This is a genomic window from Tistrella mobilis (genome assembly GCF_039634785.1).
GTDB classification, from domain to species: Bacteria; Pseudomonadota; Alphaproteobacteria; order Tistrellales; family Tistrellaceae; genus Tistrella; species Tistrella mobilis.
Map to the genome: position 1 here is coordinate 126,644 of NZ_JBBIAB010000002.1, position 23,451 is coordinate 150,094.

Genomic DNA, 23,451 nt, shown 5'->3' on the forward strand with positions numbered 1-23,451 from the left:
ACCGAGGCCCCGGGCATTCCGGGGCACAGAATACGGGCGGGCGGAGACGGCGTCTTGGGGAGGGCGGCACCAGGGATCGGGGGCAACGGCACAGCCGCGGTCAGGATCCGTGCCGGGCGCGGGCCCGCACATCGCGCGGCGACAGGCCATAGCTGCGTTTGAACCGGGCGTTGAACCAGGACAGATCGCCGAAGCCCGCATCCATGGCGATCTGGCTGATCGTGCGCGCGGTCAGGGCCGGATCGGTCAGCATCCTGTGGGCGCGATCCAGGCGGCGCGCGGCGACATAGTCGCCGAACGAGGTGCCCTCTCCCTCGAACAGGGCGCGGATATAGCGCGGCGACAGCCCGTTGCGGGCGGCGACGGCGTTTGCCGACAGATCCGGCATCGCCAGGTGGTGCTCGATATCCGCCTTCACCGCCCGCAGGCGCGCGGCCCGTACACCGCGACCAAGGGCGATCTGGCTGGCGTCGCGCGTCGCCCCCAGCGCCATCACCGCCAGATCCCGCAGATGGCAGGCGCTTTGCGCGGCGTCTTCGGGGGGGAGATGCGGCAGTTCCCGGTGCAGGCTGCGGGCATAGCCGAACAGCAGCCGCCATTGGGCGGTCAGCGGCGCCGTGCGCCGCAGCATCGCATCCAGCCCGGCGCCGGCCGCGGCCAGATGGCGGCGGGGCAGAGAGACATAGCAGCCGACCGTGGGTTCGCCATGAAACCGCAGCACACCGGCAACCCCGCTCGGGTCGGCATAGATCAGGCCGGGCCGCAACTCGGCGGTTTCGCCGCCGGTCTGGGCGATCGAACAGCCGCCGGAGAGCGGGATGTGGAACATCACATTGTCGCCGGCATCGGCGGCATGGGCGGCGGTTCTGACGGCGGTGGAGGCCGAATGGCTGCCATGGCCGATCATCAGATCGGTGAGGATGGCGATCGAGGTTTCGGAATGAAAGGTCCGGGGGTCGTCGGGCGTGACGTCGACCCTGGTCATGGTCGACACCACGTTGCGGAACGCCTCGACCCGGTCTGCCACGTCGAAATCACCGGATCGGATGGACAGTATCGTCATGGCCCCTCCACGCACCGCAAACCCGGCCCGGCGTGATCTGCCATGGCCGCCCGATCAGGGAACAAGACTGGTCGATCGGGCGGCTTTCCACAACGCGAAAACCCCGCCCTGCGGCGGGGCGGGGCGGGGTTTTCCGGCCGGCGGAGTGGTGCGCTACCCCGCCACCATCAGCTTCGGCAGCCACAGCACCAGTTCGGGGAAGGCCGCGCAGAGGCCCAACCCCACCAGCTGAAGCAGGACGAAGGGGATGATGCCGCGATAGACCGTGCCCATGCCGATCTCCGGCGGCAGCGTGCCCTTCAGATAGAACAGGGTATAGCCGAAAGGCGGGCTGATATAGGCGGTCTGGGCCGAGACCATGAACAGGATACCGAACCAGAGCGGGTCGAAATCCAGGAGCTGGATCACCGGCAGGAAGACCGGCACGCAGAGCAGGATGATGCCGATCTCGTCCAGGAACAGGCCGAGGAACACCAGCACGCCCATCATCGCCGCCAGCACCAGCCAGCGGTTGGCGTCCAGGTCGCGGATGAACTCCAGCAGGAAATCGGCGCCGCCGGTGCCGGTGAAGATCGCCACGAACGCCTTGGCGCCCATGGTGATCCACAGGATCATCGCGGTCACCTTGATCGTGTCGATGCCGGCGCCGGACAGCATGGAGAGGCTGAGCCGGCGTTCCACCGCCGCCGAGACGATCGCGCCGGCCACCCCCACCGCCGCCGCTTCGGTCGGCGTGGCAATGCCGGCATAGATGCTGCCGAGCACGCCGATGATGATCAGGAAGGGCAGGATCAGCGCGCGCAGCGAGCGGATGCGCGCCCCCCAGGCGACGGGCGACGGGTCGCGCGGCGCGATCGACGGGTCGATCAGGCTGCGGATGATGATATAGGCGACATAGAGCCCCGCCAGCAGCAGGCCCGGAATGATGCCGCCGATGAACATCTGGCCGATCGAGACCTGGGCGGTGACGGCATAGACGATGGTCACCACCGACGGCGGGATCAGGATGCCGAGCGTGCCGCCGGCGCAGATCGTGCCCAGCGCCAGGCGCTGGTCATAGCCGCGCTTCAGCATCGAGGGCAGGGCCAGGATGCCCATGGCCGCGACCGCGGCACCCACGATGCCGGTCATCGCCGCCATGATCGTGCAGATGATCACCGTGCCGATGGCAAGCCCGCCGGGCAGGCGGTTGAACCACAGCTCCATCGCCTTGTAGAGCGATTCGATGATGCCGGACCGCTGCAGCACGCTCGCCATCATCACATAGAGCGGGATCGACATCAGCGAATCCGAGCGCATGGTGTCGAAGATCTGCAGCACGGTGATGGTCAGCGCCGCCGGATCCCAGAGCAGCACCGTGAACAGGATCGCAAGACCGCCCAGCACGAAGGCGAGCGGCAGGCCGGTCAGCATCAGCCCGACCAGCCCTGCGAACATCCAGATCAGGACGCCTTCCGACGCGATGCCGGTCATGCCGCACCTGCCCGGGGCCGGCCGGCACCGTTCATCGGGTCGTCACCGCCGCCGAGCTGGATGGCGGCGCGCAGGAATTCCGCCACCGCCTGCAGGAACAGCAGGGCCAGCGCCCCCGGCAGGAAGAATTTGGTCCACCAGATCTCGGGGTTCCAGGATGAGAAGCTGGTCTCGCCCAGCTCCCAGGAATTGACCGCAAGCGGCCAGGAAAGCTCGATCAGCACCCAACAGAAGCCCATGATCACCAGCTGGCCGAAGGCATCGAAGACGAGTTGCAGCCGCCGGCCGACCGCCTTGTGGAGGATGTCGATGTTCACATGGCCGTGGATGTGCAGCAGCCAGGGCCCGGCGGTCAGGAAATAGGGGCCGAAGACCAGCGTGGCGGATTCCATCGCCCAGTTGGTCGGCGCATCGAAGAAATAGCGCGAGACCACCTCGAACAGGATCACCGGCACGACCACGAACATGACGAGCGCGGCTAGCCGGGCGAGAAGATGGTTGAAGGCGGTGACGGCCGTGCAATAGCCGCGGACCACCCCGACAAGGGCGGACATCAGGATCCTCCGCACCGGAACCGGACGAAGGCGGCGGGACAAAGGCCCCGCCGCCCGGCGATGTTGTGTTGTTGGGGCAGGTGGCACCCGGCAGAAGCGCCACGGCGGTTGTCGCGGATGTCCGTTGCCGGCCTCACCCGTTTGTGCACGAACACCAATACCGTCATCCCGGCGAAGGCCGGGATCCAGGTAGGCTTCTACGGAAATGGACGGCGATCATCCCTGGTGATGGATCGTGTCAGGCGTTGTGATCCACGCCATCTGCGGGCGAGCGCGAGGTGTTCGGCGTCCTTTTTTGTGGAGACAGACCTGGATCCCGGCCTTCGCCGGGATGACGGTGTAAACGTCGTTCAGGAATTGTCCCCTGCGGATCCGGACATCGGCAGGACGAACGGAAGGAGGCGTCCGCCTCCCTCCTTCTCCCCTCAACCCAGCAGGCCCAGTTCCTTCATGAACCCGACCTGACTGTCCAGGATGCGGGTGGCGAGCGCGTCGTCCTTGGTGGCGACGCGCCACTGGGCCTCGGCCTTGGCGCGGTTGGCGCGGATGTCGGCCGGGTCGAGCTGGACGATCTCCACGCCCGCCTCGCGGTATTTGGCCAGCGAGGCCACGTCCTGCACCACGATATGCTGGCGCAGCGCCGCCGAGGTCTCGCGGGCCGCCACCGCCAGCACCGCCTTGTATTCCGCCGGCAGGGCCTCGTAGGCGGCCTTGTTCGCCACATAGCTGGTGGCGGTGGTCGGCTGGTGGACGCCGGGCAGGATGATGAATTTGGCAACCTCGGCCAGGCCGGCCTGGAGGTTGGCGGTCAGGTCGCCGCGGTCGGCGATGTCGATCACGCCCTTTTCCAGCGCGGAATAGACTTCGGCCGTCGGCAGCGGCGTCACCGCCACGCCCATGGCGCCCATCACGCTGGAGGCGAGGCCGACGAAACGGCCCTTCTTGCCCTGGAACTCTTCGATCGACGAGATCTTCACCTTCGAATGGATCGGCTCCTGGCCATAGACGGTGGGGGCGATATACATCAGCCCGGCCTTGCCATAGGCCTCGCGCGCCATGTCGAGACCGCCCTTTTCGTAGAACCAGGCTTCGTACTGGTCGCTTTCGGGGAAGCCGAAGGGCACGGTGGAGGTGAAGGCGAAGGCCGGGATCTTGCCGGCCTCGTAGCCGTCGAAGGTCTTCATCATCTGGAAGGCGCCGGCGCGGACCGCGTCGAAGGCCTGGTTGGCCGGCACCAGCTGGCCGGCGGTGAAGGTCTGGATCTCGAAGCCGCCGCCGGTCAACTCCTTCACCCGGTCGGCGAAGAGCTGTTCGAACTTCATCGGCGTGGTGTTGGCGTCCCACAGCGCCTGCATGCGCCATTTCACCGGCTGGCCGGCGGCGCGGGCGACATGGGGTGCGGCAAAGGTGCCGGCACCGGCGGCCACCGCGGCACCGGCGGCGGCGATGCCGCCGGCGCGCTTCAGCAGGCCGCGGCGGGTGGTCTGGTCATGGCTGGTCATCGGTTTTCTCCCCAGGATCGTCAGCTGTACGTGACTGGCTGTTTGTGATTGGCGCCGGGGATCAACCCCGGCGCAGCTCGTCGAGAAGTTCGCGGGCGCGGTCGACGCGCACGTCATGGGCGGCGGCCAGCTGCTTTGCCACCGCCTCGATCTCGGCCCCTTCGGCCCCGGCCAGGATGGCGATGTTGCGGGCGTGCAGCGCCATATGGCCGCGCTGGATGCCTTCGGTCGCAAGTGCGCGCAGGGCGGCCATGTTCTGGGCCAGGCCCACCGCCACCGTCACCTCGGCCAGTTCCTGCGCGGTTTCGACCTTCAGAATGCGCAGGGCGGCCTGGGCGAGCGGATGGGTTTTGGTCGCACCGCCCACCAGGCCCAGCGCCATCGGCATTTCCAGCGTGCCGACCAGATTGCCCTCGCGGTCGCGCTCCCAGGTGGTGAGCGAGGTATAGCGCCCGCCCTTCACCGCGAAGGCATGGGCGCCGGCCTCGATCGCCCGCCAGTCATTGCCGGTGGCGACCACGACCGGGTCGATGCCGTTCATGATGCCCTTGTTGTGGGTGGCGGCCCGATAGGGGTCGATCGCGGCGAATTCCGCCGCCTCGACGATGCCGGTCACCATGTCCTCGCCCGACACGGTTTTCGTGGCGAGTGCGGCGGGCGAGACCCGCACACTGGCGCGGGCCAGGCGCAGATCGGCCAGGTTCGACAGGATGCGCAGCCGCACCCGGCCGCCGGCCGCCTGTTCCACCAGCGGTGCCACCGCTTCGGCCATGGTGTTGACCGTGTTGGCGCCCATGGCGTCGCGGACATCGACCAGCAGGTGCATCACCACCATCGGCCCGACCCGGCTTTCCGGGAAGACATGGACCTCGATGTCGCGGCAGCCGCCGCCCAGGCTGACCAGTTTGGCATCCTTGGCATTGGCGGCGGCGATGATCGCCTCGCGCGCCGCCAGGATGCGCAGCCGCGCGCCCCAGGGGTCGGTCACGTCCAGAAGCTGCACCTGCGCCCGCATGATCGGCATGGTGCTGGAGGTCTCGAAGCCGATGTCGTTGCTGCGGGCGATGCGCGCCATATACGACGCCGCCGCCACCACCGACGGCTCTTCGACCACCATCGGGATCAGATAGTCGCGGCCGTTGATGCGGAAATTGGTCGCCACGCCCATCGGCAGCTGGAAGGTGCCGATCACATTCTCGATCATGCCGTTGGCGCGATCGACGGCGAGCGCCGCGGGGTCGGCCAGCAGGGCCTGGTCGGCCGCATCCAGCCCGGCCGCGCGGGCGAGTTCGGCCAGCCGCTCGGCCGGGGTGAGGTTGCGATAGTTTTCGAGGCGCGAATTGAGCGCGCTGCCGCAGGCCTGCATGTTTCCTCCGTGTGTCCGGCGTCCCGGCCTTCGCCGGCCCCGGAAGCATGGCGCATCGCAGGGCGGGGAAGGATTGTGACTTGGGCAATGATTGTCCTATGATCCGGGGGACGGACAAGGGACGGTCGGACGGTTCATCACCATGACTGTCCCAGTCAGGTTCATGGGACAGTTCGGCGGACGGCTTCAATATGGCAGACACACCCCCGCGTCAACCCAGTCGCATCGACCAGCTGGTCGAGCTGATTACGGCGCAGATCACCGGCGGCCTGCTGAAAACCGGCGAGCGCCTGGCCTCGGTCAGGGCGGCGGCCGGGGATCATGGGGTGTCGAAGAACACGATGGCCGAGGTCTATGACCGGCTGGTCGCGGCGGGGCTGCTGGAGTCGCGGCCGGGATCGGGCTTCTATGTCACCGGCGGCAACCGCCGGCCGCTGCCGCGCCAGAACCCGGATGTGGAGGCGGCGGTGGATGTCGTCTCGCTGCTGCGCGAACAGCTGGACCAGCATTACGAGGTGCGCCCCGGCGACGGCCGCCCGCCCCAGGCCTGGATGGAAGGCTCTGAAATCGGCCGGTTTTTCGGCCGGTTCAAATGGCCGAAGGGCGAGGCGATCGACCATGGCTATGGCAGTTCCTGGGGGTTTCTGCCGCTGCGGGAGCGGATCGCCATGCTGCTGGCGGAACGCGGCATCAAGGCCGGGGTGGGGCAGGTGCTGCTCACCTACGGCGCCAATCACGGGCTGGACCTGATCATCCGCCATCATCTGGAGCCGGGCGATACGGTCTTCGTCGACGACCCCGGCTATTACCCGCTGTTCGGCAAGCTGACGCTGGCCAAGGTGCGGATCATCGGCATCCGCCGTGGCCCCGAAGGGCCGGATCTGGAGGATCTGGCGGCGAAGCTGGCCCATCACCGGCCGAAACTGTTCTTCACCCAGTCCCAGGGCCATAACCCGACCGGCCATGGCCTGACCATGGGCACGGCCTATGGCCTGTTGCAGGCGGCGGAACGCCACGGCTTCCAGCTGGTCGAGGACGACGCCTTCGCCGATGTGATGCCGGCCTCGGCGCCCAGGCTTGCCGCCCTCGATCAGCTGAACCGGGTGCTGTATGTCGGCACCTTCTCCAAGACCTTCTCGGCCAGCCTGCGCTCGGGCTATGTCGCGGCGGCGGCGCCGGTGGCGGCGGCGCTGCAGGGCATCAAGATGCTGACGGTGGTCGCGACCTCGGATTATGTCGAGCGCTTCATCTACAACTTCATTTCCGACGGCCATTATGTCCGCCATCTGCGCCGGCTGCGCGCGCGGGTGGGCGAGGCTGCGACCACGGCGGCCGGCGCGCTGTCTGAAATGGGGCTGGACGTGGCGACGCCGGCCCATGCCGGCTTTTATCTCTGGGTCGGCCTGCCGCCCGGCACGGACGAACTGGCGCTGGCCCGCGCCGCGGCGGAGCGCAGCATCTTCCTGGCACCGGGCCAGGTCTTCGCTCCCGACCGCGCCCCCCGCGCCCCCGCCATCCGGGTGAACGTCGCCCATGCCGCGGATCCGCGGTTTCTGGCGTTCATGCGCGAGGTGGCGGCCGGTCGGTGACCGGTTATTCCACCCCGAACCGATCGATGATCGTCACGCCGGTGCCGGGGAAGCGGTCCATCAGGGTCAGCAGGCGGGTGCCTTCGTCCAGGTCGACGCGGGCGCCGATCAGCCTTTCCGGCTGAAGCCGGCCGCGGCGGATCATCTCCAGCATTGCCGGGTAGCGATGGGCCTGCATGCCGTGGCTGCCCAGCAGTTCCAGCTCCCAGGCGATGACGCGGTCCATGGGGATGGCGGGGCGGGCCTGGTCGGCCAGCAGCAGGCCGATCTGGACATGCCGCCCCCGGCGGCGGAGCGACAGGATGGAATTCACGCAGGTCACCGGGTGGCCCAGCGCGTCGATCGACAGCTGCGCGCCGCCGCGGGTGATCTCGTGCACCTGGCCCGGCACGTTGCTGTTACCCGTGGCGTCGATGGTGGCGACGGCGCCGAGGCTCCGCGCCAGATCCAGCTTCGCGGGGTCGATGTCGATGGCGATCACCTGCGCGCCGGCGGCGGCGGCGATCATCACCGCCGACAGCCCGACCCCGCCGCAGCCATGGACCGCGACCCATTCCCCGGCCCGCACCCGGCCCTGATCGATCACGCCGCGGAACGAGGTGACGAAGCGGCAGCCCAGGCTGGCGGCCACGTCGAAACCCATCTCCTCGGGCAGGGCCACCAGGTTGACGTCGGCATGATCGATGGCGACGTGGTCGGCGAAGCTGCCCCAATGGGTGAAGCCCGGCTGGAACTGGTTTTCGCAGACCTGATGCTGGCCGGCGGCGCATTCCCCGCAATGGCCGCAGCCGCCGACGAAGGGCACCGTCACCCGGTCGCCCTCGGCCCAGCGGGTGACGCCGGCGCCGACCGCCACCACCGTGCCCGCCAGCTCGTGCCCCGGCACATGGGGCAGGCTGATATCGGTGTCATGGCCCATCCAGCCATGCCAGTCGCTGCGGCAGAGCCCCGTGGCCCCCACCTTCAGCACCACACCGCCCGGCCGCGGGGCGGGGTCGGGCAGGGTGGTGACGGTGATCGGGCCCTGAAACCTTTCAAAAATGGCGGCGCGCATGGGGGCTCCCTCGGGAACGGTGTGGTTGCCCGGGGGTTTTAGCACGGCCGGGAGATCGTGTAGCCCGCAATCGACCAGGCGGCCCATTCCCCCTGTACGCCGGGCCCCCCCTGTACGCCGGTCATCCCTGTATGCCGGGCACCCGTGCCGGTTCCCGCACGGTCTTTGGCGGGTCGGCCACCGGCGTTGCGGGGGCGTGGGCGCCGCTGGCCGCGCGCGTGGCCAGATGGGTCAGCAACTGCTGCAGGGCGATGAACAGGAACAGCAGTATGCCGGTCACGATCTTGATCCACCAGCTGGACAGGCTGCCGTCGAAGGTGATGTAGGTCTGGATCAGCCCCTGGATCAGGATGCCGATGAAGGTGCCGAACATGCTGCCGGCGCCGCCCGAGAGCAGGGTCCCGCCGATCACCACCGCGGCGATGGTGTCCAGCTCCACCCCCACACCGGTCAGGGAATAGCCGGACGCGGTGTAGAACGAGAAGACGATGCCGGCCAGCCCCGCCAGCAGGCTGGACAGCGTGTAGATGGCGATGGTCGTCCGGCCGGTGCGGATGCCCATGAGGGCGGTGGTGTCGCGGCCGCCGCCCATCGCGAAGACATTGGTGCCGAAACGGGTGTAGTGGAGCAGGATCCCGCCCAGGACGAAGGTCGCCAGCATGATCATGCCGATGATCCGCAACCGGCCGCCCCCGGGCAGGCGGAGGGAGAAGGCAGCCACCTGCTGATAGAGCGCATCGTCGATCGGCAGGCTGTCGGTGGACAGCAGGAAGGCCACGCCCCGGGCCAGGAACATGCCCGCCAGGGTGACGATGAAGGGCGGCACGTCGAAATGATGGATGATGGCGCCCATGGCCGCGCCGAACAGGGCGCAGATGGCCAGCACCAGGCAGAAGGCGAGAAGCGGCGGCAGACCCCAGCTGCCGATGCCGAGCGCCAGGAAGACCGTGGTGAAGGCCACCACCGATCCGACCGACAGGTCGATGCCGCCCGAGATGATCACGAAGGTCATGCCCACCGCCAGAATGCCGAGGAAGGCATTGTCGGTGATGAGGTTCATCACCACCCGGGTGGAGGCGATGTTGGGGTATTGCAGGGCGCAGAACAGGAAGCCCAGCAGGAAGACGGCGGTGGTGACGATGACGGGCAGGTGGCGGCGCATCAACGCGTCTCCCGAAGCAGGCGGTTCCGGGGATGGCGTCCCCGAAGCAGGCGATCCCGGGCCGCGGCGAGGCGCGGGGTCTGGAGCAGCAGCACCGCCAGCACCACCGTCGCCTTGATCACCAGGTTCAGCTCCGGCTGATAGCCGCTGAGCAGGATGCCGGTGTTCATGGCCTGGATGATCAGCCCGCCGACGGCGGCCAGCACCAGGCTGAACCGCCCGCCGAACAGCGAGGTGCCCCCGATCACCACCGCCAGGATTGCGTCCAGCTCCAGCCAGAGACCGGCATTGTTGGCGTCCGCGCCGCGGATATCGGCGGCGGCGATCACGCCGGCAAGGGCGGCGCAGAAGCCGCACCACATATAGACCGCCAGGATCATCAGCCGGGTGTCGATGCCGGCCAGGCGGCTGGCCCGGGCATTGGCGCCGGTCGCCTCGATCATCAGGCCGAGTGCTGTGCCGCGGGCGAGCAGCACGGCGACCAGCAGGGTCGCCGCCGCCAGCACCACCGGGGCCGGAATGCCCAGCAGCGACCCGCCGCCGAGCCAGGCGAGATCGGGCGAGGAGAAGGTGACGATCCGCCCCTCGGTGATCAGCTGGGCGATGCCGCGGCCGGCGACCATCAGGATCAGGGTGGCGATGATCGGCTGGATGCGGAGCACGGCCACCAGCAGCCCGTTCCACAGCCCGCAGAGCAGCCCGGTGCCGAGCGCCGCGGCCAGGCAGACGGCCAGCGAATGGCTGTCGGCCAGGCTGGCGGCCACCGCGCCCGAGATGGCCATGACCGCGCCGACCGACAGGTCGATGCCGCGGGTGGCGATGACCAGAACCATGCCCGTCGCCAGCAGCACCACCGGCGCGCCGCGATTGAAGACGTCGACCAGGCTGCCGAACAGGCGCCCGTCCTGAAGGCGCAGGTCGAAGAACTGGGGCGACACCATCCAGTTGATCAGCAGGATCAGGATCAGGGCGCCGATCTGGGCGCTGCCTTTCCTGGGATAGGCGATGGACACTGTCTTGGCTCCCCCCGTCCTTGTGCCGGATACCGTGTTCTTGTTCTGCATTGGCCGTCAGTCTGCGGCGATGGCGGCCAGCACCCGCTGTTCGTTGACCGCCTCGCCGGTCAGATGGGCGACATGGCTGCCGTCGCGCAGCACGGTCACCCGGTCGGAATAGGACACGATCTCCTCCACCTCGGACGAGATGACCAGCATGGCCAGCCCGCTGTCGCACAGGCTGCGGATCAGGCGGATGATTTCGGCATGGGCGCCGACATCGATGCCGCGGGTCGGCTCGTCCAGGATCAGGATCCGGGGTTCGGTGGCCAGCCAGCGGGCCAGGATCGCCTTCTGCTGGTTGCCGCCCGACAACAGGCCGATGGGCTTGTCCGGATCGGCCGGACGGATGTCGAGCGCCTTGATGAAATGGTCGGCGATCTCTTTCTGGCGTTTGCGCGACAGGGGCCGCGTCCACCCCATCCGGGCCTGCAGGGCAAGGATGATGTTCTCGCGCACCGACAATTCGGCGACGATGCCCTCGGTCTTGCGTTCCTCGGGGCAGAAGCCCAGCCCCTGTTTCAGGGCATCGCGCGGCCCCAGGATCCGCGCCGGGCGGCCGTCCAGATGCAGCGTGCCGCCATCGGCCCGGTCCGCGCCGAAGATCAGGCGCGCGGTTTCCGTCCGCCCCGACCCCAGCAGGCCCGAAAGCCCCAGAACCTCGCCGCGCCGGAGCGTCAGATCGAAGGGCGCCACGGCCCCCTTGCGGCCCAGCCCCTCGGCGCGGAGCAGCGGCGGGGTGTCCTCCTGGTCCTGGGTGGCACGCGCGCGTTCCTCCTCCACGCTCTGAAGCTCGCGTCCCAGCATCATGCCGACCAGCTCCATGCGCGGCAGCCCGGCGACCGGCCGTTCGCCGACCAGGCAGCCATTGCGCAGCACCGTCAGCCGGTCGCAGATCTCCTGCACCTGATCCAGGAAGTGGGTGACGAACAGGATGCCCATGCCCTGGTCGCGCAGCTGGCGCATCACCCTGAACAGCACCTCCACCTCGCGGCCGTCCAGGCTGGCGGTGGGTTCGTCCAGGATCAGCACCTTCGCCGACATGTCGACGGCGCGGGCGATGGCGACGATGTGCTGTACCGCCACCGGATAGTCGCCCAAGGGCGCGCCGACATCGATCCTCAGGCCGAAGCCCTGCAGAAGATCGCGGGACCGGCGGCGCATCTCGCGGTCGCGGACAAGGCCGAAACGGGTGGGCTGGCGGCCGAGGAACAGGTTCTGCGCCACGGTCAGATTGGGCAGCAGCGCCACCTCCTGATAGACCGTGGCGATCCCCGCGGCCAGGGCCTCGTCACCCGATCGGGGGCGGATCTCAGCACCCGACAGCTGCACCTCGCCGCCATCGCGGGGCGTGATACCGGTGACCGTCTTGATCAGGGTCGACTTGCCGGCGCCGTTTTCCCCCAGCAGGGCATGGATCTCGCCCGCGCGCAGGGTCAGATCCACCGATTTCAGGGCCTGGAACCCGCCCGGAAAGGTCTTGGACAGGCCGCGCACGCACAGCAGTTCCGGCGCCTCGTTCATGGATCTCCCCCTCCCAGGGATCAGGGACAGCATTGCCCGCCGGCCCCGGGAAACCGGTTCCCGGGGCCGGCGGGCAGGCGGTCAGTAGCCGAGCGACTTGCGCGCGTCGTACTGGCCCATCGGGTCGTCGGCCTTGGTATAGAGCTTCGATTCGGTCTGGATCCACTTCGGCGGCGCCTTGCCGTCCTTGTAGGCGGCCAGCGCGTCGAAGGCCGGGCCGGCCATGTTCGGGGTCAGCTCCACCGTGGCATTGGCCTCGCCCTCGGCGATCGCCTTGAAGATGTCGGGCACCGCGTCGATGGAGACGACCAGGATGTCGGTGCCCGGCTTCAGCCCGGCTTCCTTCATCGCCTGGATCGCGCCCAGCGCCATGTCGTCGTTATGGGCATAGAGCGCGCAGATCGTCTTGCCGCCGCCTTCGGCCTTGATGAAGCTCTCCATCACCTCCTTGCCCTTGGCGCGGGTGAACTCGCCGGTCTGGCTGCGGATGATCTTCACATTGTCGGCCCCGGCGATGCCCTTTGCGAAACCTTCCTTGCGGTTGGTGGCGACCGAGGCGCCGACCGTGCCCTGAAGCTCCACGACATTGCAGCTCTTGCCGGCGACGGTGTCGACCAGCCATTTCCCGGCCACCTCGCCCTCGTGCACGCTGTCGGAGGTGACGGCGGTCAGATAGAGCGAGGGATCTTTGGTCTCGATGCTCCGGTCCAGAAGCACGACCGGGATTTCGGCATCCTTGGCCTCTTCAAGGACGGCATCCCAGCCGGTGGCCACGACCGGGGCCAGGAAGATCGCGTCCACGCCCTGGGCGATGAACGACCGGATCGCCTTGATCTGGTTTTCCTGCTTCTGCTGGGCATCGGCGATCTTCAGCGTGATGCCCCGCTTTTCGGCCTCGACCTTGGAGACCGAGGTCTCCGCGGCGCGCCAGCCGGATTCCGAACCGATCTGCGAAAAGCCGACGGTCATGTCCGCCGCGATGGCGGGTGTGGCGAGGGCGGTGAACAGAACGCCTGCCAGCAGCCGGGTTTTCAATGTCATCTCCGTGATCTCCCTAGATGCCGCCCCGTCTGATCGGGGGCGGTCATGCCGTGATGAGCGAGCGATGCCGATGCGCAACCGGCAGAGGGGGGCCGCCCGCGCACCCCCGCCGGTTCAACCCTGTCCGTTCACCGCATATCGGTGAAGGCCAGGGCCGTATGCTGTTCATAGACCTCTCCCGGCCGCAGCAGGGCCGGGGGAAAGCCCGGGTGATTGGGGGCATCCGGCCAGAGCTGGGGTTCCAGCGCCAGGCCGGCATGGGGGGCGAGGGGACGGCCGTCGAGGCCGGGCATGCCGGCGGCGATCATCGCCCCGTCATAGACCTGCAGCCCCGGCTCGGTCGTCTCCACGGTCAGGGTGAGCCCGCCATCCGGCGCCGTCAGCCAGGCCACGGGCCGGATCGGGCCCCGGGCGTCGGAGAGGCAGAAATTGTGGTCGAAACCGCCGGCCGGCCCACCCTGTATCAGCGTCACACCCCGGCGCAGATCGAAGGGGGTGCCGGTCACGGGGCGGCGTTCGCCGGTCGGGATCAGGTCGTCATCCACCGGCAGATAGCTGTCCGCCGCGACCCTGAGGCGATGGCCGGCGATGGTCGGGCGGCCCGACAGGTTGAAATAGGAATGATGGGCGAAGTTGCAGAGGGTTTCGGCATCGCTGGTGGCCCGCACATCGATCCGAAGCACCGGGCCGGGGGCGATGCTGAAGCCGACCTCCACCTCCAGATTGCCCGGAAAGCCCATATGGCCGTCGGGCAGGCGGTCGGTCAGGCTGACCCGGTCGGCCGCCACCGCCCGGATGCGCCAGTTCCGGCGGGAAGATCCGGCCGCCCCGCCATGCAGCAGGTGCCGGCCCCGGAAATTGGCATCCAGTTGCACGATCTGCCCGCCGACCGGCGCCCGGGCGCCGCCGATACGGTTGGCATAGCGTCCGACCATCGCGCCGAAATAGAGGTCGGGATGGGCCAGATAACCCTCAAGACGATCGAAGCCCAGCACCAGCGGATGGGGCAGGCCGTCGAGCCGCAGATCCTGAAGGATGGCGCCGAGCGTCAGGAAGCGGGCCGTCAGCCCGTGGGCCGCGATTTCGACCCGTTCCACGATCTCGCCGCTGGGCAGTGCTCCGAAACCGCTCAACTGACATCCTCCGCCAGGATCACCCGGGGTTCGGGCAGGCCGGCCACGGCCGTCTCCGCCGCCAGCCAGGTCAGCCCGGCATCGGGGGAGGGATCGCCATCGGCGGCGCTGGTGACGTAAAGGCTGCGGAAGTCGGGCCCGCCGAAGGCCGGGCAGGTGGTCTGGGCGACCGGCAGGGCGATGCTGTCGATCACCCGGCCGTCCGGGGAATACCGCACCACCTGGCCCGTTCCCCAGCGGGCATTCCACAGGCAGCCTTCGGCATCCACCACCGCGCCGTCGGGGTGGATGCCCTCGGGCCCCAGATCCAGAAAGACCTGGGGCGCGCCCGCAGGCCAGCCCGCGGCATCCAGCGGCTGGCGCCAGATCACGGCCTCGCTGGTATCGGCGTAATACGCGGCCGAGCGGTCGGGCGCGAAGCAGATGGCGTTGGGAATGCCCATGCTGCCGCGCAGCCGCTCCAGCCGGCCCCTGTACCAGCGATAGATGGCGCCGTGCCCCGGCGCACCGGTTTTGGCCATGGTGCCGATCCAGAACCCGCCCCAGGGATCGGCCCGGCCGTCATTGGAACGGGTGAGCGGGTTCTCCGCCTCCAGCGCCACCAGATCCGTCCGGTTGCCGGTCCCGAGGTCGAAGACGAAAAGCGCCCGTTCCGAGGCGATGAGCAGGCGGTCGTCATCCACCCATCCGGCCGCGGAGACCATCTCGGGGAACAGCCAGGACAGATCCTCGCCGGCCGGGCTGCGCGACAGCAGGCGGCCGGCCAGAATGTCGAACCAGAACAGCTGGCCGCGGCGCGGATGCCAGAGCGGACCCTCGCCGAGCCGGCAGATCCGGGTGTCGTAGATACGTGCGTCCTGGCTGGGCGCGGTCATGATGGAGACCCCGTCATCTGGCATCCGGCGGCAGCAGATCCACCGGCAGGTTCTGATAGCACACCGGCCGCAGGAAGCGCCGGATCGCCAGCGTGCCGACCGAGGTGGCGCCGAAATTGGTGCTGGCCGGGTAGGGCCCGCCATGGACCATGGCATCGGCCACCTCCACCCCGGTGGGGAAGCCGTTGGCCAGGATCCGGCCGGCCTTGCGCTCCAGCACCGGCAGCAGCGCGGCCGCGAGCCCGGCATCCTCCGCATCCATCTGCAGGGTGCAGGTCAGCTGTCCGGCCAGGCCACGGGCCAGTCTGAGCATCCCGTCGGCATCCGCCACCCGTACCAGCAGCCCGGCGGGGCCGAAGACCTCGTCCGCCAGTTCCGGATGCGCGAACCAGGTGGCGGCGTCGACCTCGAAGAAGCCGGGGGCCGCCTGGCGTGCGGCGTTGTCGCCCAGGACATGGGTCGTCACCCCCGCGATGCCGGCGATCCGCGCGCGTCCACGCGCATAGGCGGCGCCGATGCCGGCGGTCAGGGTGGTCTGCGGCCCGGTGGCGGTCAGCGCTTCGGTGGCCAGGGCGACGAAACCGTCGGCATCCGGCCCGTCGATCGCCACGACCACGCCCGGATTGGTGCAGAACTGCCCGGCGCCCATGGTGAGCGAGGCCGCCCAGCCGCGGGCGAGTTCCGGGCCCCGTGCGGCGAGCGCATTGGGCAGCAGGAAGACCGGGTTGATCGAGCCCAGCTCGCCGAAGAAGGGGATCGGCTCCGGCCGCGCGGCACACAGATCGAAGAGTGCCCGGCCGGCGCCCAGCGAGCCGGTGAAGCCCACGGCGCGCATGGCCGGATGGGTCACCAGCGCCGCGCCCAGATCATGGGTATTGCCCTGGATCAGCGCGAAAACGCCCGGGTCGATGCCGCAGGCGGTGATCGCCTCCAGGATCGCCTCGGCGACGATCTCGCCCGTGCCGGGATGGGCGGGGTGGCCCTTCACGATCACCGGGCAGCCGGCGGCGAGCGCCGCGGCCGTGTCCCCGCCGGCGGTGGAGAAGGCGAGGGGGAAGTTGGAGGCGCCGAACACGGCGACCGGCCCGATCGGGCGCTGGATCATGCGCAGTTCGGGCCGCGGCAGCGGCGCGCGGTCGGGCAGGGCGGCATCCTGGCGGCGGTCCAGATAGTCGCCCGCGCGGATATGCCCGGCAAACAGGCGCAGCTGGCCGACCGTCCGCCCGCGCTCACCCTCCAGCCGCGCCGCGGGCAGGCCGGTTTCCCGGCTGCCGATCGCGGTGATGGCGGGGCCGCGGGCCTCGATCGCCGTGGCGATGGCCTCAAGGAAGCGGGCGCGCTCGTCCCGTGTGCTGGCGCCGTAGCTGTCGAAGGCGCGATCGGCCGCAGCGGCGGCACGATCGACCTCGGCCCTGCCTCCGGTCGCGAAAGCCTGGGCGGCACCCTCGGTCGGCTCGGACAGGAACGTCCCGGAACCGGCCAGCCAGGCGCCGTCGATGAGATGCTGTCCCCGGGGCGTAAAACCGGGGGATGAAACGGTGGATGCGGTCGAAGTCACGCCGGACGATCCTTTGCCATGAAGGGGCCCCTCACTCGATGAAGGGATCGGTGGTCAGGCGGCGGCCCAGCATGAAGGCATCGGCCACATGTTTCAGCGGCGACAGGTCCACCTCGCTGGTGCGGGTTGCGATCAGCCGGGCGAAGCGGGCATAGAGCCCGTCATATTCCGATCCCAGCGCCTCGCCCTGCGACAGGTTCTGCCCGCCGGCCGATACGGTGGCGCCGCCATCGGCAAGCGACAGCACGCCGTCATCGGTTTCGAATTCCATGGCCCAGCTTTGCGGGCCTTCCTGGCGGAAGTCGAAATCGGCGGCGATGGGGGCGGCACCGGTCAGGTAGGACAGGCGCGCGGCGATGGGGGTTTCCTGGTTTTCGGGAAATTCCAGCTCGGCACCGGTCAGACGAAGCGGCGCGGGCAGGATCTCGGTCAGGATCGAGAGCGCGTTGATCCCCGGGTCGAAGACGCCGAGCCCGCCGGCCTGCCAGATCCAGCGCTGCCCCGGATGCCAGCGGCGCACATCCTCGCGCCAGGTGATCGTCCCGCGGAGGATCTGCCGCCCGGCGAGCCAGGCCTTCGCCGCCGGCACGCCCGCGGCGAAGCGGGAATGCCAGGTCGCGAACAGCACCCGTCCCCGCGCCGCCGCCAGGTCGATCAGGGCTTCGACCTCGGCGATCGTCGCACCCGGCGGCTTTTCCAGCATCACATCCAGCCCGGCCTCCAGCGCCTCGCACGCCATGGCATGGCGCACCTGGGGTGGTGTGCACAGGGCCACCGCGGTGACCTCGGGCTGGGCCGCGATCAGCGCGGCCAGGGTCTTATGGGCCGGAATGCCCTCCAGCCCGGCATTGCGGCTGACGGTCGCGGCCAGCCGGAAGGCCCCGGATTTCAGGATCGAGGGATGGTGCTGGTCGATGGCGATCTTGCCGAGCCCGACCAGGGCGATCGGCGTCACGGCCAGGGTATCAGTGGCTGTCACGGGGCACCTCCTTGCCGCGGCAGCCGCGCAGGAAATCGAAGTCGACGCCGGTATCTGCGCCCATCACATGGTCATGGAACAGGCGCACATAGCCGCCCTCTGGCGGGGAGACGGGGCTGGTCCAGGCGGCCAGGCGCCGGGCGATCTCGGCTTCGGGCACGTCCAGGTGCAGGGTGCGGGCCTCGACATCCAGCTCGATCATGTCGCCGTCGCGCACGATCGCCAGCGGCCCGCCCACCGCCGCTTCGGGCGATGTGTGGAGCACCACCGTGCCATAGGCCGTGCCCGACATGCGGGCGTCGGAAATCCGCACCATGTCGGTGATGCCCTTGCGCAGCACCTTGGGCGGCAGCCCCATATTGCCCACCTCCGCCATGCCCGGATAGCCGCGGGGGCCGCAATTCTTCAGCACCATCACGCAGCTCTCGTCGATATCCAGGCTCTCGTCATTGATCCTGGCCTTGTAGTGTTCAATGGTCTCGAACACCACCGCCCGGCCCCGATGCTTCATCAGATGCGGGCTCGCCGCAGACGGCTTGATCACCGCGCCCAGGGGCGCCAGATTGCCGCGCAGCACGGCGATGCCGCCATGGGGGGTGAGCGCCTTGTCCACCGGCCGGATCACGTCCTCGTTCCAGTTCCGGGCGTCCTTGACCTCGTCCCAGAGCGTCTCGCCCGAAACCGTCAGGACATCCCCCTGCAACAGGCCGTCCTCGCACAGCCGCTTGATCACCACCGGCAGGCCGCCGGCATAGAAGAATTCTTCCATCAGGTATTTGCCCGACGGCATCAGATTGACGATGGTCGGCACGTCGCGTCCCAACCGGTCCCAGTCGTCGAGCGTCAGGTCGACACCCACCCGGCCGGCGATGGCCAGAAGATGCACCACCGCATTGGTGGACCCGCCGATGGCGCCGTTGACCCGGATGGCATTCTCGAAGGCCGGCCGGGTCAGGATGTCCGAGGGTTTCAGATCGTCCTTGACCATCTCGACGATGCGCCGGCCGGTCAGATGCGCCATGACCCGGCGCCGGGCATCCACCGCCGGGATGGCGGCATTGCCGGACAGCGCCATGCCCAGGGCCTCGACCATGCTGGCCATGGAACTGGCCGTGCCCATGGTGTTGCAGGATCCGGCGCTGCGCGACATGGCCTGCTCGGCCTCAAGGAAGTCTTCCCGGGTCAGCTTGCCGGCCTTGATGTCTTCCGACATCTGCCAGAGCGCCGTGCCCGAGCCGACCCGCTCGCCCCGGAACCAGCCGTTCAGCATCGGACCGCCGCTGACCACGATGGCGGGCAGATCGACGCTGCAGGCGCCCATCACCAAGGCGGGGGTGGTCTTGTCGCAGCCGGCCATCAGCACCACGCCGTCGACCGGCTGGGCGCGCAGCGCCTCTTCCACATCCATGGCCGCCAGATTGCGGTAGAGCATGGCCGTGGGCCGCAGGCTGCTTTCGGCGGCGGAGAAGACCGGAAACTCCACCGGCAGCCCGCCCGCCTCGTAGACCCCGCGCTTCACCCGTTCGGCCAGGTCACGCAGATGGGCGTTGCAGGGGGTCAGCTCCGACCAGGTGTTGCAGATGCCGATCACCGGCCGGCCGTCGAACAGATCGTAGGGCAGGCCCTGATTGCGCATCCATCCGCGGTGATAGATGTTGTCCCGGCTGGTGCCGCCATACCACTCCTGGGAACGGAGCCGGCGCGGCCATGGTGCCTTGGTGAATGCCATGAGCGATGGCCCTTCCCGTCAGAGTGATGCCACGCGAAGCGCGCCGCCATCGGCGACGGGGTCCGGGGCGATGGCCAGGCGGTTGCGCAGCGGCAGGCCGAAACCGGGCACCTCGATCTCGAACACATCGCCGGGTTCCGTGCGCAGCCCGGCCGCAAAGGAGAGCGTGGCGGTCCCGAACATGTGGACATGCACGTCGCCCGGGTGGCGGAACAGGTCGTATTTGAAGTGGTGGTGCTCCAGATTGGCGAAGCTGTGGGACATGTTCTCTTCGCCCGACAGGAAGGGGGCGTCGAACAGCACCTCGTCGCCGCGCAGCACCCGGGACCGGCCCTCGATGTTGGCGGGCGGCGGGCCGATCCGCAATTCGGGGCCGAAGGCGCAGCGGCGCAGCTTGGAATGGGCCAGGAACAGGTAATTGGTCCGTTCCGTCACATGGTCGGAGAATTCATTGGCCACCGCGAAGCCCAGCCGCCAGGGCGTGCCGTCGGGCCCGATCACATAGAGCCCCGCGATCTCGGGCTCCTCGCCGCCGTCCAGCGCGAAGGCGGGCGACAGCAGCTCGGCCTCGGGCGCGGCCACGCTCTCGCCATTGCCCTTGTAGAACCATTCGGGCTGAACACCCACCTGGCCCTGGGCCGGCTTGCCGCCCTTCAGCCCCATGCGGAACATCTTCATGGAATCGGTCATGCCGGCCTCGTCGTCGCCGCCGCCATGCATGCTGTTCCGTGTGGAGGCCGAGCCCAGATGGGTCAACCCGGTGCCGGTGACATAAAGATGGGCCGGGTCGGGATGGTCGATCGGCGGCAGGATCCGCCCCTCGCGACAGGCCTGTTCCAGGTCGACCGCCCGGCCGGGGGTGATCTGGCCCAGCGCTTCGGCCAGTGTCCGCCCCCGGTCCAGGCAATGCATGGCCAGGGCATAGGTGGTGTCGAAGCCGGTGACCTCGTGGGCCTCGGTGCCGTCGCGCACCACCACCGCCCGTGTGCCGTCTGTCCGCACGATCTGGGAAAGCAACATGGCCTCAGCCTTTCTTCTTGTTGTAGACGTCGAACACCACCGCGGCCAGCAGCACCAGGCCCTTGATGACCTGCTGCCAGTCGATGCCGATGCCGAGAATGGACATGCCGTTGTTCATCACGCCCATGATGAAGGCGCCGACCACGGCACCGACCACGGTGCCGACACCGCCGGCCATGGACGCGCCGCCGATGAAGACGGCGGCGATCACGTCCAGCTCGAACGATACGCCCGCCTTGGGTGTGGCGGTGTTCAGGCGGGCGGCGAAGACCAGCCCGGCCAGGGCTGCGAGCATGCCCATATTGGCGAAGGTCAGGAACACCAGCTTCTCGGCCGGAATGCCCGACAGCTTGGCCGCCTTCTCGTTGCCGCCGATGGCATAGATCCGCCGCCCGATGACCGTGCGGTTGGTGATGAAGGAATAGATCGCGATCAGCAGCGCCATCACGATGAAGACGTTCGGCAGGCCCCGGAAGGTCGCCATCAGATAGCTCATATAGACAAGCGCGATGGTGATCAGGGCGTATTTGCCGGCGAAGAAGGCGAAGGGTTCTTCCACAAGCCCGGTCGCGGCCTGCTTGCGGCGGCTGCGCACCGCCATCACCAGAATGCCCGCCGCCACGGCGATACCCGTCACCAGCGACAGGGTGTTGAAGCGTCCGCTGCCGAAGATGTCGGGCACGAAGCCCGAGGCGATCAGCTGGAAATTGGCGGGAAAGGGCCCGACCGACTGACCGGCCAGCAGCCAGAGCGTCAGCCCCTTGAAGACCAGCATGCCGGCCAGCGTCACGATGAAGGACGGGATCTTGAAGAAGGCGACCCAGAAGCCCTGGGCCATACCGATCAGCGCGCCCACGGCCAGGCAGATCAGCCCGGCCAGGACATAGGGCACCTCCCACTGGACGATCATCACCGCGGCCAGCGCGCCTACGAAGCCCAGCACCGATCCGACCGACAGGTCGATATGGCCCGAGACGATCACCAGCAGCATGCCGACCGCCATGATGACGATATAGCTGTTCTGCAGGATCAGATTGGTCAGGTTGACCGGCTTCAGCAGGATGCCGTCGGTGGCGACCTGGAAGAACACCATGATGACGATCAGCGCCAGCAGGATGCCGTATTCCCGCATGTGCTTGCGCAGATAGGCGCCCATGGTGAGCCCGGAAGCGGGGCCAGCCTCACGCTCGGATGGTTTCGCCAGGTCCATGGGTCTGGTCTCCGGAAGTGACGATCATCGCCATGATCTTTTCCTGGGTGGCATCGGCCGTCGGCAGCTCGCCCACGAAACGCCCCTCGTTCATGACGTAGAGACGGTCGGTGATGCCCAGCAGCTCGGGCATTTCCGAGGAAATCACGATGATCGATTTCCCCTGGGCCGCGAGCGCGGCGATGATCGAATAGATCTCGAACTTCGCGCCCACATCGATGCCGCGGGTCGGCTCGTCCAGGATCAGGATGTCGGGGTCGGCGAAGAGCCATTTGGACAGCACCACCTTCTGCTGGTTGCCGCCCGACAGGTTCACGGTCTCCTGCTCGATCGAGGCGCATTTGATGTTGACCCGCGCCCGGTAGTCTTCGGCCACGCCGGCTTCGCGGGCGTCGTCCACCACCCCGGCATTGGCCACCGCATCCAGGTTCGCCAGCGGCACGTTGCGGCGGATGCTGTCGGCCAGCACCAGCCCCAGACCCTTGCGATCCTCGGTGACATAGGCGAGCCCCGCCCGGATGGCGCGGGGGATGGTCGACAGATCGGCGGGCCGGCCGTGGATCCTGACCGTGCCGGATATGCCCTGGCCATAGCTGCGGCCGAACAGGCTCATCGCCAGTTCCGTGCGGCCGGCGCCCATCAGCCCGGCAATGCCCAGAACCTCGCCCTGCCGCAGGTGGAAATTCACGCCCTTGACCACCAGCCGGCCCTGATGGGTGGGGTGGTGAACCCGCCAGTCGGCAACCTCCATCACCGTGTCGCCGATGCGGGGGGTGCGCGGCGGATAGCGGTCGGACATCGACCGTCCCACCATGTCGCGGATGATCTCTCCCTCGCCGTAAGAGCTGTCGGACATGTCGCGGCTGGCGACGGTGGTGCCGTCGCGCAGCACCGTCAGGCTGTCGGCCACCCGCGAGACCTCGTTCAGCTTGTGAGAGATCAGGATGGCGGTCAGGCCCTCGCGCGTCTTCAGCTCCACCAGCAGGTCGAGCAGGGCCTCGCTGTCGCGTTCGTTGAGCGAGGATGTCGGCTCGTCCAGGATCAGCAGCCTGACCTTTTTGGACAGCGCCTTGGCGATTTCCACCAGCTGCTGCTTGCCGAGGCCCAGATCGTCGACCCGGGTGTCCGGGTTTTCCTTCAGCCCCACCTTGGCGAGCAGGGCGGCCGTGCGGCGCCTGGTCTCGGGCCAGTCGATGACCCCGCGCCGGGCGATCTCGTTGCCGAGGAAGATGTTCTCGGCGATCGACAGTTCGGGCACCAGGGCCAGTTCCTGATGGATGATGATGATGCCGCGCGCCTCGCTGTCGGCGATGCCCCGGAAGGCCATGGGCTGGCCTTCATACAGGATCTCGCCCTCATACGACCCGGCCGGGTAGACCCCGCTCAACACCTTCATCAGGGTGGATTTGCCCGCCCCGTTCTCGCCCACCAGCGCCCGGATTTCCCCGCGCCGCACGGCGAGATTGACGCGGTCCAGCGCCTTCACCCCAGGAAATTCCTTGGTGATCCCGCGCATCTCAAGGATGGCGTCCATCCGTTCCTCCCAAGGGGTCTCGCCCGAAGC

The 23,451-nt window shown here is 68.5% G+C and carries 19 protein-coding genes; 1 reads left to right on the forward strand and 18 read right to left on the reverse strand.

Going from position 1 to position 23,451, the window contains the following annotated elements; genetic code table 11:
• Nucleotides 1-100: 100 nt before the first annotated feature.
• From WI697_RS03450 to WI697_RS03470, 5 genes are all read right to left on the reverse strand, one after another.
• Nucleotides 101-1,063 (reverse strand): helix-turn-helix transcriptional regulator, encoded by a 963-nt coding sequence (locus tag WI697_RS03450; RefSeq protein ID WP_345957370.1) that lies wholly within the window; start codon nt 1,061-1,063, stop codon nt 101-103.
• A gap of 153 nt (nt 1,064-1,216) precedes the next feature.
• Nucleotides 1,217-2,536 carry a TRAP transporter large permease gene (locus WI697_RS03455; protein WP_197465067.1) on the reverse strand — a complete coding sequence of 440 codons (1,320 nt, stop codon included), beginning with the start codon at nt 2,534-2,536 and terminating at the stop codon, nt 1,217-1,219.
• Nucleotides 2,533-3,090, reverse strand: a complete 558-nt coding sequence (locus WI697_RS03460; protein ID WP_062762190.1) for a TRAP transporter small permease subunit — start codon at nt 3,088-3,090, stop codon at nt 2,533-2,535. The genes WI697_RS03455 and WI697_RS03460 overlap by 4 nt, the downstream gene beginning before the upstream one ends.
• 425 nt (nt 3,091-3,515) lie before the next feature.
• Entirely contained in the window at nt 3,516-4,592 is a 1,077-nt protein-coding gene (gene dctP, locus WI697_RS03465; RefSeq protein WP_296711225.1) for a TRAP transporter substrate-binding protein DctP, read from the reverse strand.
• 61 nt (nt 4,593-4,653) lie between these two features.
• Complete coding sequence (locus WI697_RS03470; RefSeq protein WP_345957371.1) at nt 4,654-5,958, reverse strand: hydroxymethylglutaryl-CoA reductase, degradative; 1,305 nt, start codon at nt 5,956-5,958, stop codon at nt 4,654-4,656.
• A 191-nt stretch (nt 5,959-6,149) separates the two neighbouring features.
• Here WI697_RS03470 and WI697_RS03475 point away from each other — a divergent pair, with 191 nt between their 5' ends.
• Entirely contained in the window at nt 6,150-7,547 is a 1,398-nt protein-coding gene (locus WI697_RS03475; RefSeq protein ID WP_345957372.1) for an aminotransferase-like domain-containing protein, read from the forward strand.
• Between the two features lie 4 nt (nt 7,548-7,551).
• Here the strand turns inward: WI697_RS03475 and WI697_RS03480 are convergent, their stop codons facing one another.
• From WI697_RS03480 to mmsA, 13 genes are all read right to left on the reverse strand, one after another.
• Nucleotides 7,552-8,601, reverse strand: a complete 1,050-nt coding sequence (locus WI697_RS03480) for a zinc-dependent alcohol dehydrogenase family protein (protein WP_345957373.1) — start codon at nt 8,599-8,601, stop codon at nt 7,552-7,554.
• A 121-nt stretch (nt 8,602-8,722) separates the two neighbouring features.
• Nucleotides 8,723-9,763, reverse strand: a complete 1,041-nt coding sequence (gene yjfF / locus WI697_RS03485) for a galactofuranose ABC transporter, permease protein YjfF (protein ID WP_345957374.1) — start codon at nt 9,761-9,763, stop codon at nt 8,723-8,725.
• On the reverse strand, nt 9,763-10,776 hold the full coding sequence (locus WI697_RS03490; protein ID WP_345957375.1) for an ABC transporter permease: 1,014 nt from the start codon (nt 10,774-10,776) through the stop codon (nt 9,763-9,765). Before WI697_RS03490 ends, yjfF begins: the two co-directional genes overlap by 1 nt.
• 57 nt (nt 10,777-10,833) lie before the next feature.
• Nucleotides 10,834-12,342, reverse strand: coding sequence for a sugar ABC transporter ATP-binding protein (locus WI697_RS03495; protein WP_345957376.1), 1,509 nt, complete (start codon nt 12,340-12,342; stop codon nt 10,834-10,836).
• A gap of 81 nt (nt 12,343-12,423) precedes the next feature.
• Nucleotides 12,424-13,383, reverse strand: a complete 960-nt coding sequence (gene ytfQ / locus WI697_RS03500; RefSeq protein ID WP_014747328.1) for a galactofuranose ABC transporter, galactofuranose-binding protein YtfQ — start codon at nt 13,381-13,383, stop codon at nt 12,424-12,426.
• A gap of 128 nt (nt 13,384-13,511) precedes the next feature.
• A complete protein-coding gene (locus WI697_RS03505; RefSeq protein WP_345957377.1) occupies nt 13,512-14,516 on the reverse strand; it encodes an aldose epimerase family protein in 1,005 nt (334 codons plus the stop codon).
• Nucleotides 14,513-15,391: an SMP-30/gluconolactonase/LRE family protein gene (locus WI697_RS03510; RefSeq protein WP_345957378.1), complete on the reverse strand. Its 879-nt coding sequence runs from the start codon at nt 15,389-15,391 to the stop codon at nt 14,513-14,515. The genes WI697_RS03505 and WI697_RS03510 overlap by 4 nt, the downstream gene beginning before the upstream one ends.
• Before the next feature lie 13 nt (nt 15,392-15,404).
• Nucleotides 15,405-16,949 carry an aldehyde dehydrogenase (NADP(+)) gene (locus WI697_RS03515; RefSeq protein ID WP_345957379.1) on the reverse strand — a complete coding sequence of 515 codons (1,545 nt, stop codon included), beginning with the start codon at nt 16,947-16,949 and terminating at the stop codon, nt 15,405-15,407.
• 31 nt (nt 16,950-16,980) lie between these two features.
• On the reverse strand, nt 16,981-17,928 hold the full coding sequence (locus WI697_RS03520) for a Gfo/Idh/MocA family protein (protein ID WP_345957380.1): 948 nt from the start codon (nt 17,926-17,928) through the stop codon (nt 16,981-16,983).
• Entirely contained in the window at nt 17,915-19,657 is a 1,743-nt protein-coding gene (gene araD, locus WI697_RS03525) for an L-arabinonate dehydratase (RefSeq protein ID WP_345957381.1), read from the reverse strand. Before araD ends, WI697_RS03520 begins: the two co-directional genes overlap by 14 nt.
• Before the next feature lie 18 nt (nt 19,658-19,675).
• Nucleotides 19,676-20,677 carry an AraD1 family protein gene (gene araD1, locus WI697_RS03530; RefSeq protein ID WP_345957382.1) on the reverse strand — a complete coding sequence of 334 codons (1,002 nt, stop codon included), beginning with the start codon at nt 20,675-20,677 and terminating at the stop codon, nt 19,676-19,678.
• A 4-nt stretch (nt 20,678-20,681) separates the two neighbouring features.
• Nucleotides 20,682-21,887 carry a multiple monosaccharide ABC transporter permease gene (mmsB, locus tag WI697_RS03535; protein ID WP_345957384.1) on the reverse strand — a complete coding sequence of 402 codons (1,206 nt, stop codon included), beginning with the start codon at nt 21,885-21,887 and terminating at the stop codon, nt 20,682-20,684.
• Nucleotides 21,859-23,421, reverse strand: coding sequence for a multiple monosaccharide ABC transporter ATP-binding protein (gene mmsA / locus WI697_RS03540; protein WP_062767556.1), 1,563 nt, complete (start codon nt 23,419-23,421; stop codon nt 21,859-21,861). The genes mmsB and mmsA overlap by 29 nt, the downstream gene beginning before the upstream one ends.
• Nucleotides 23,422-23,451 lie beyond the last annotated feature (30 nt).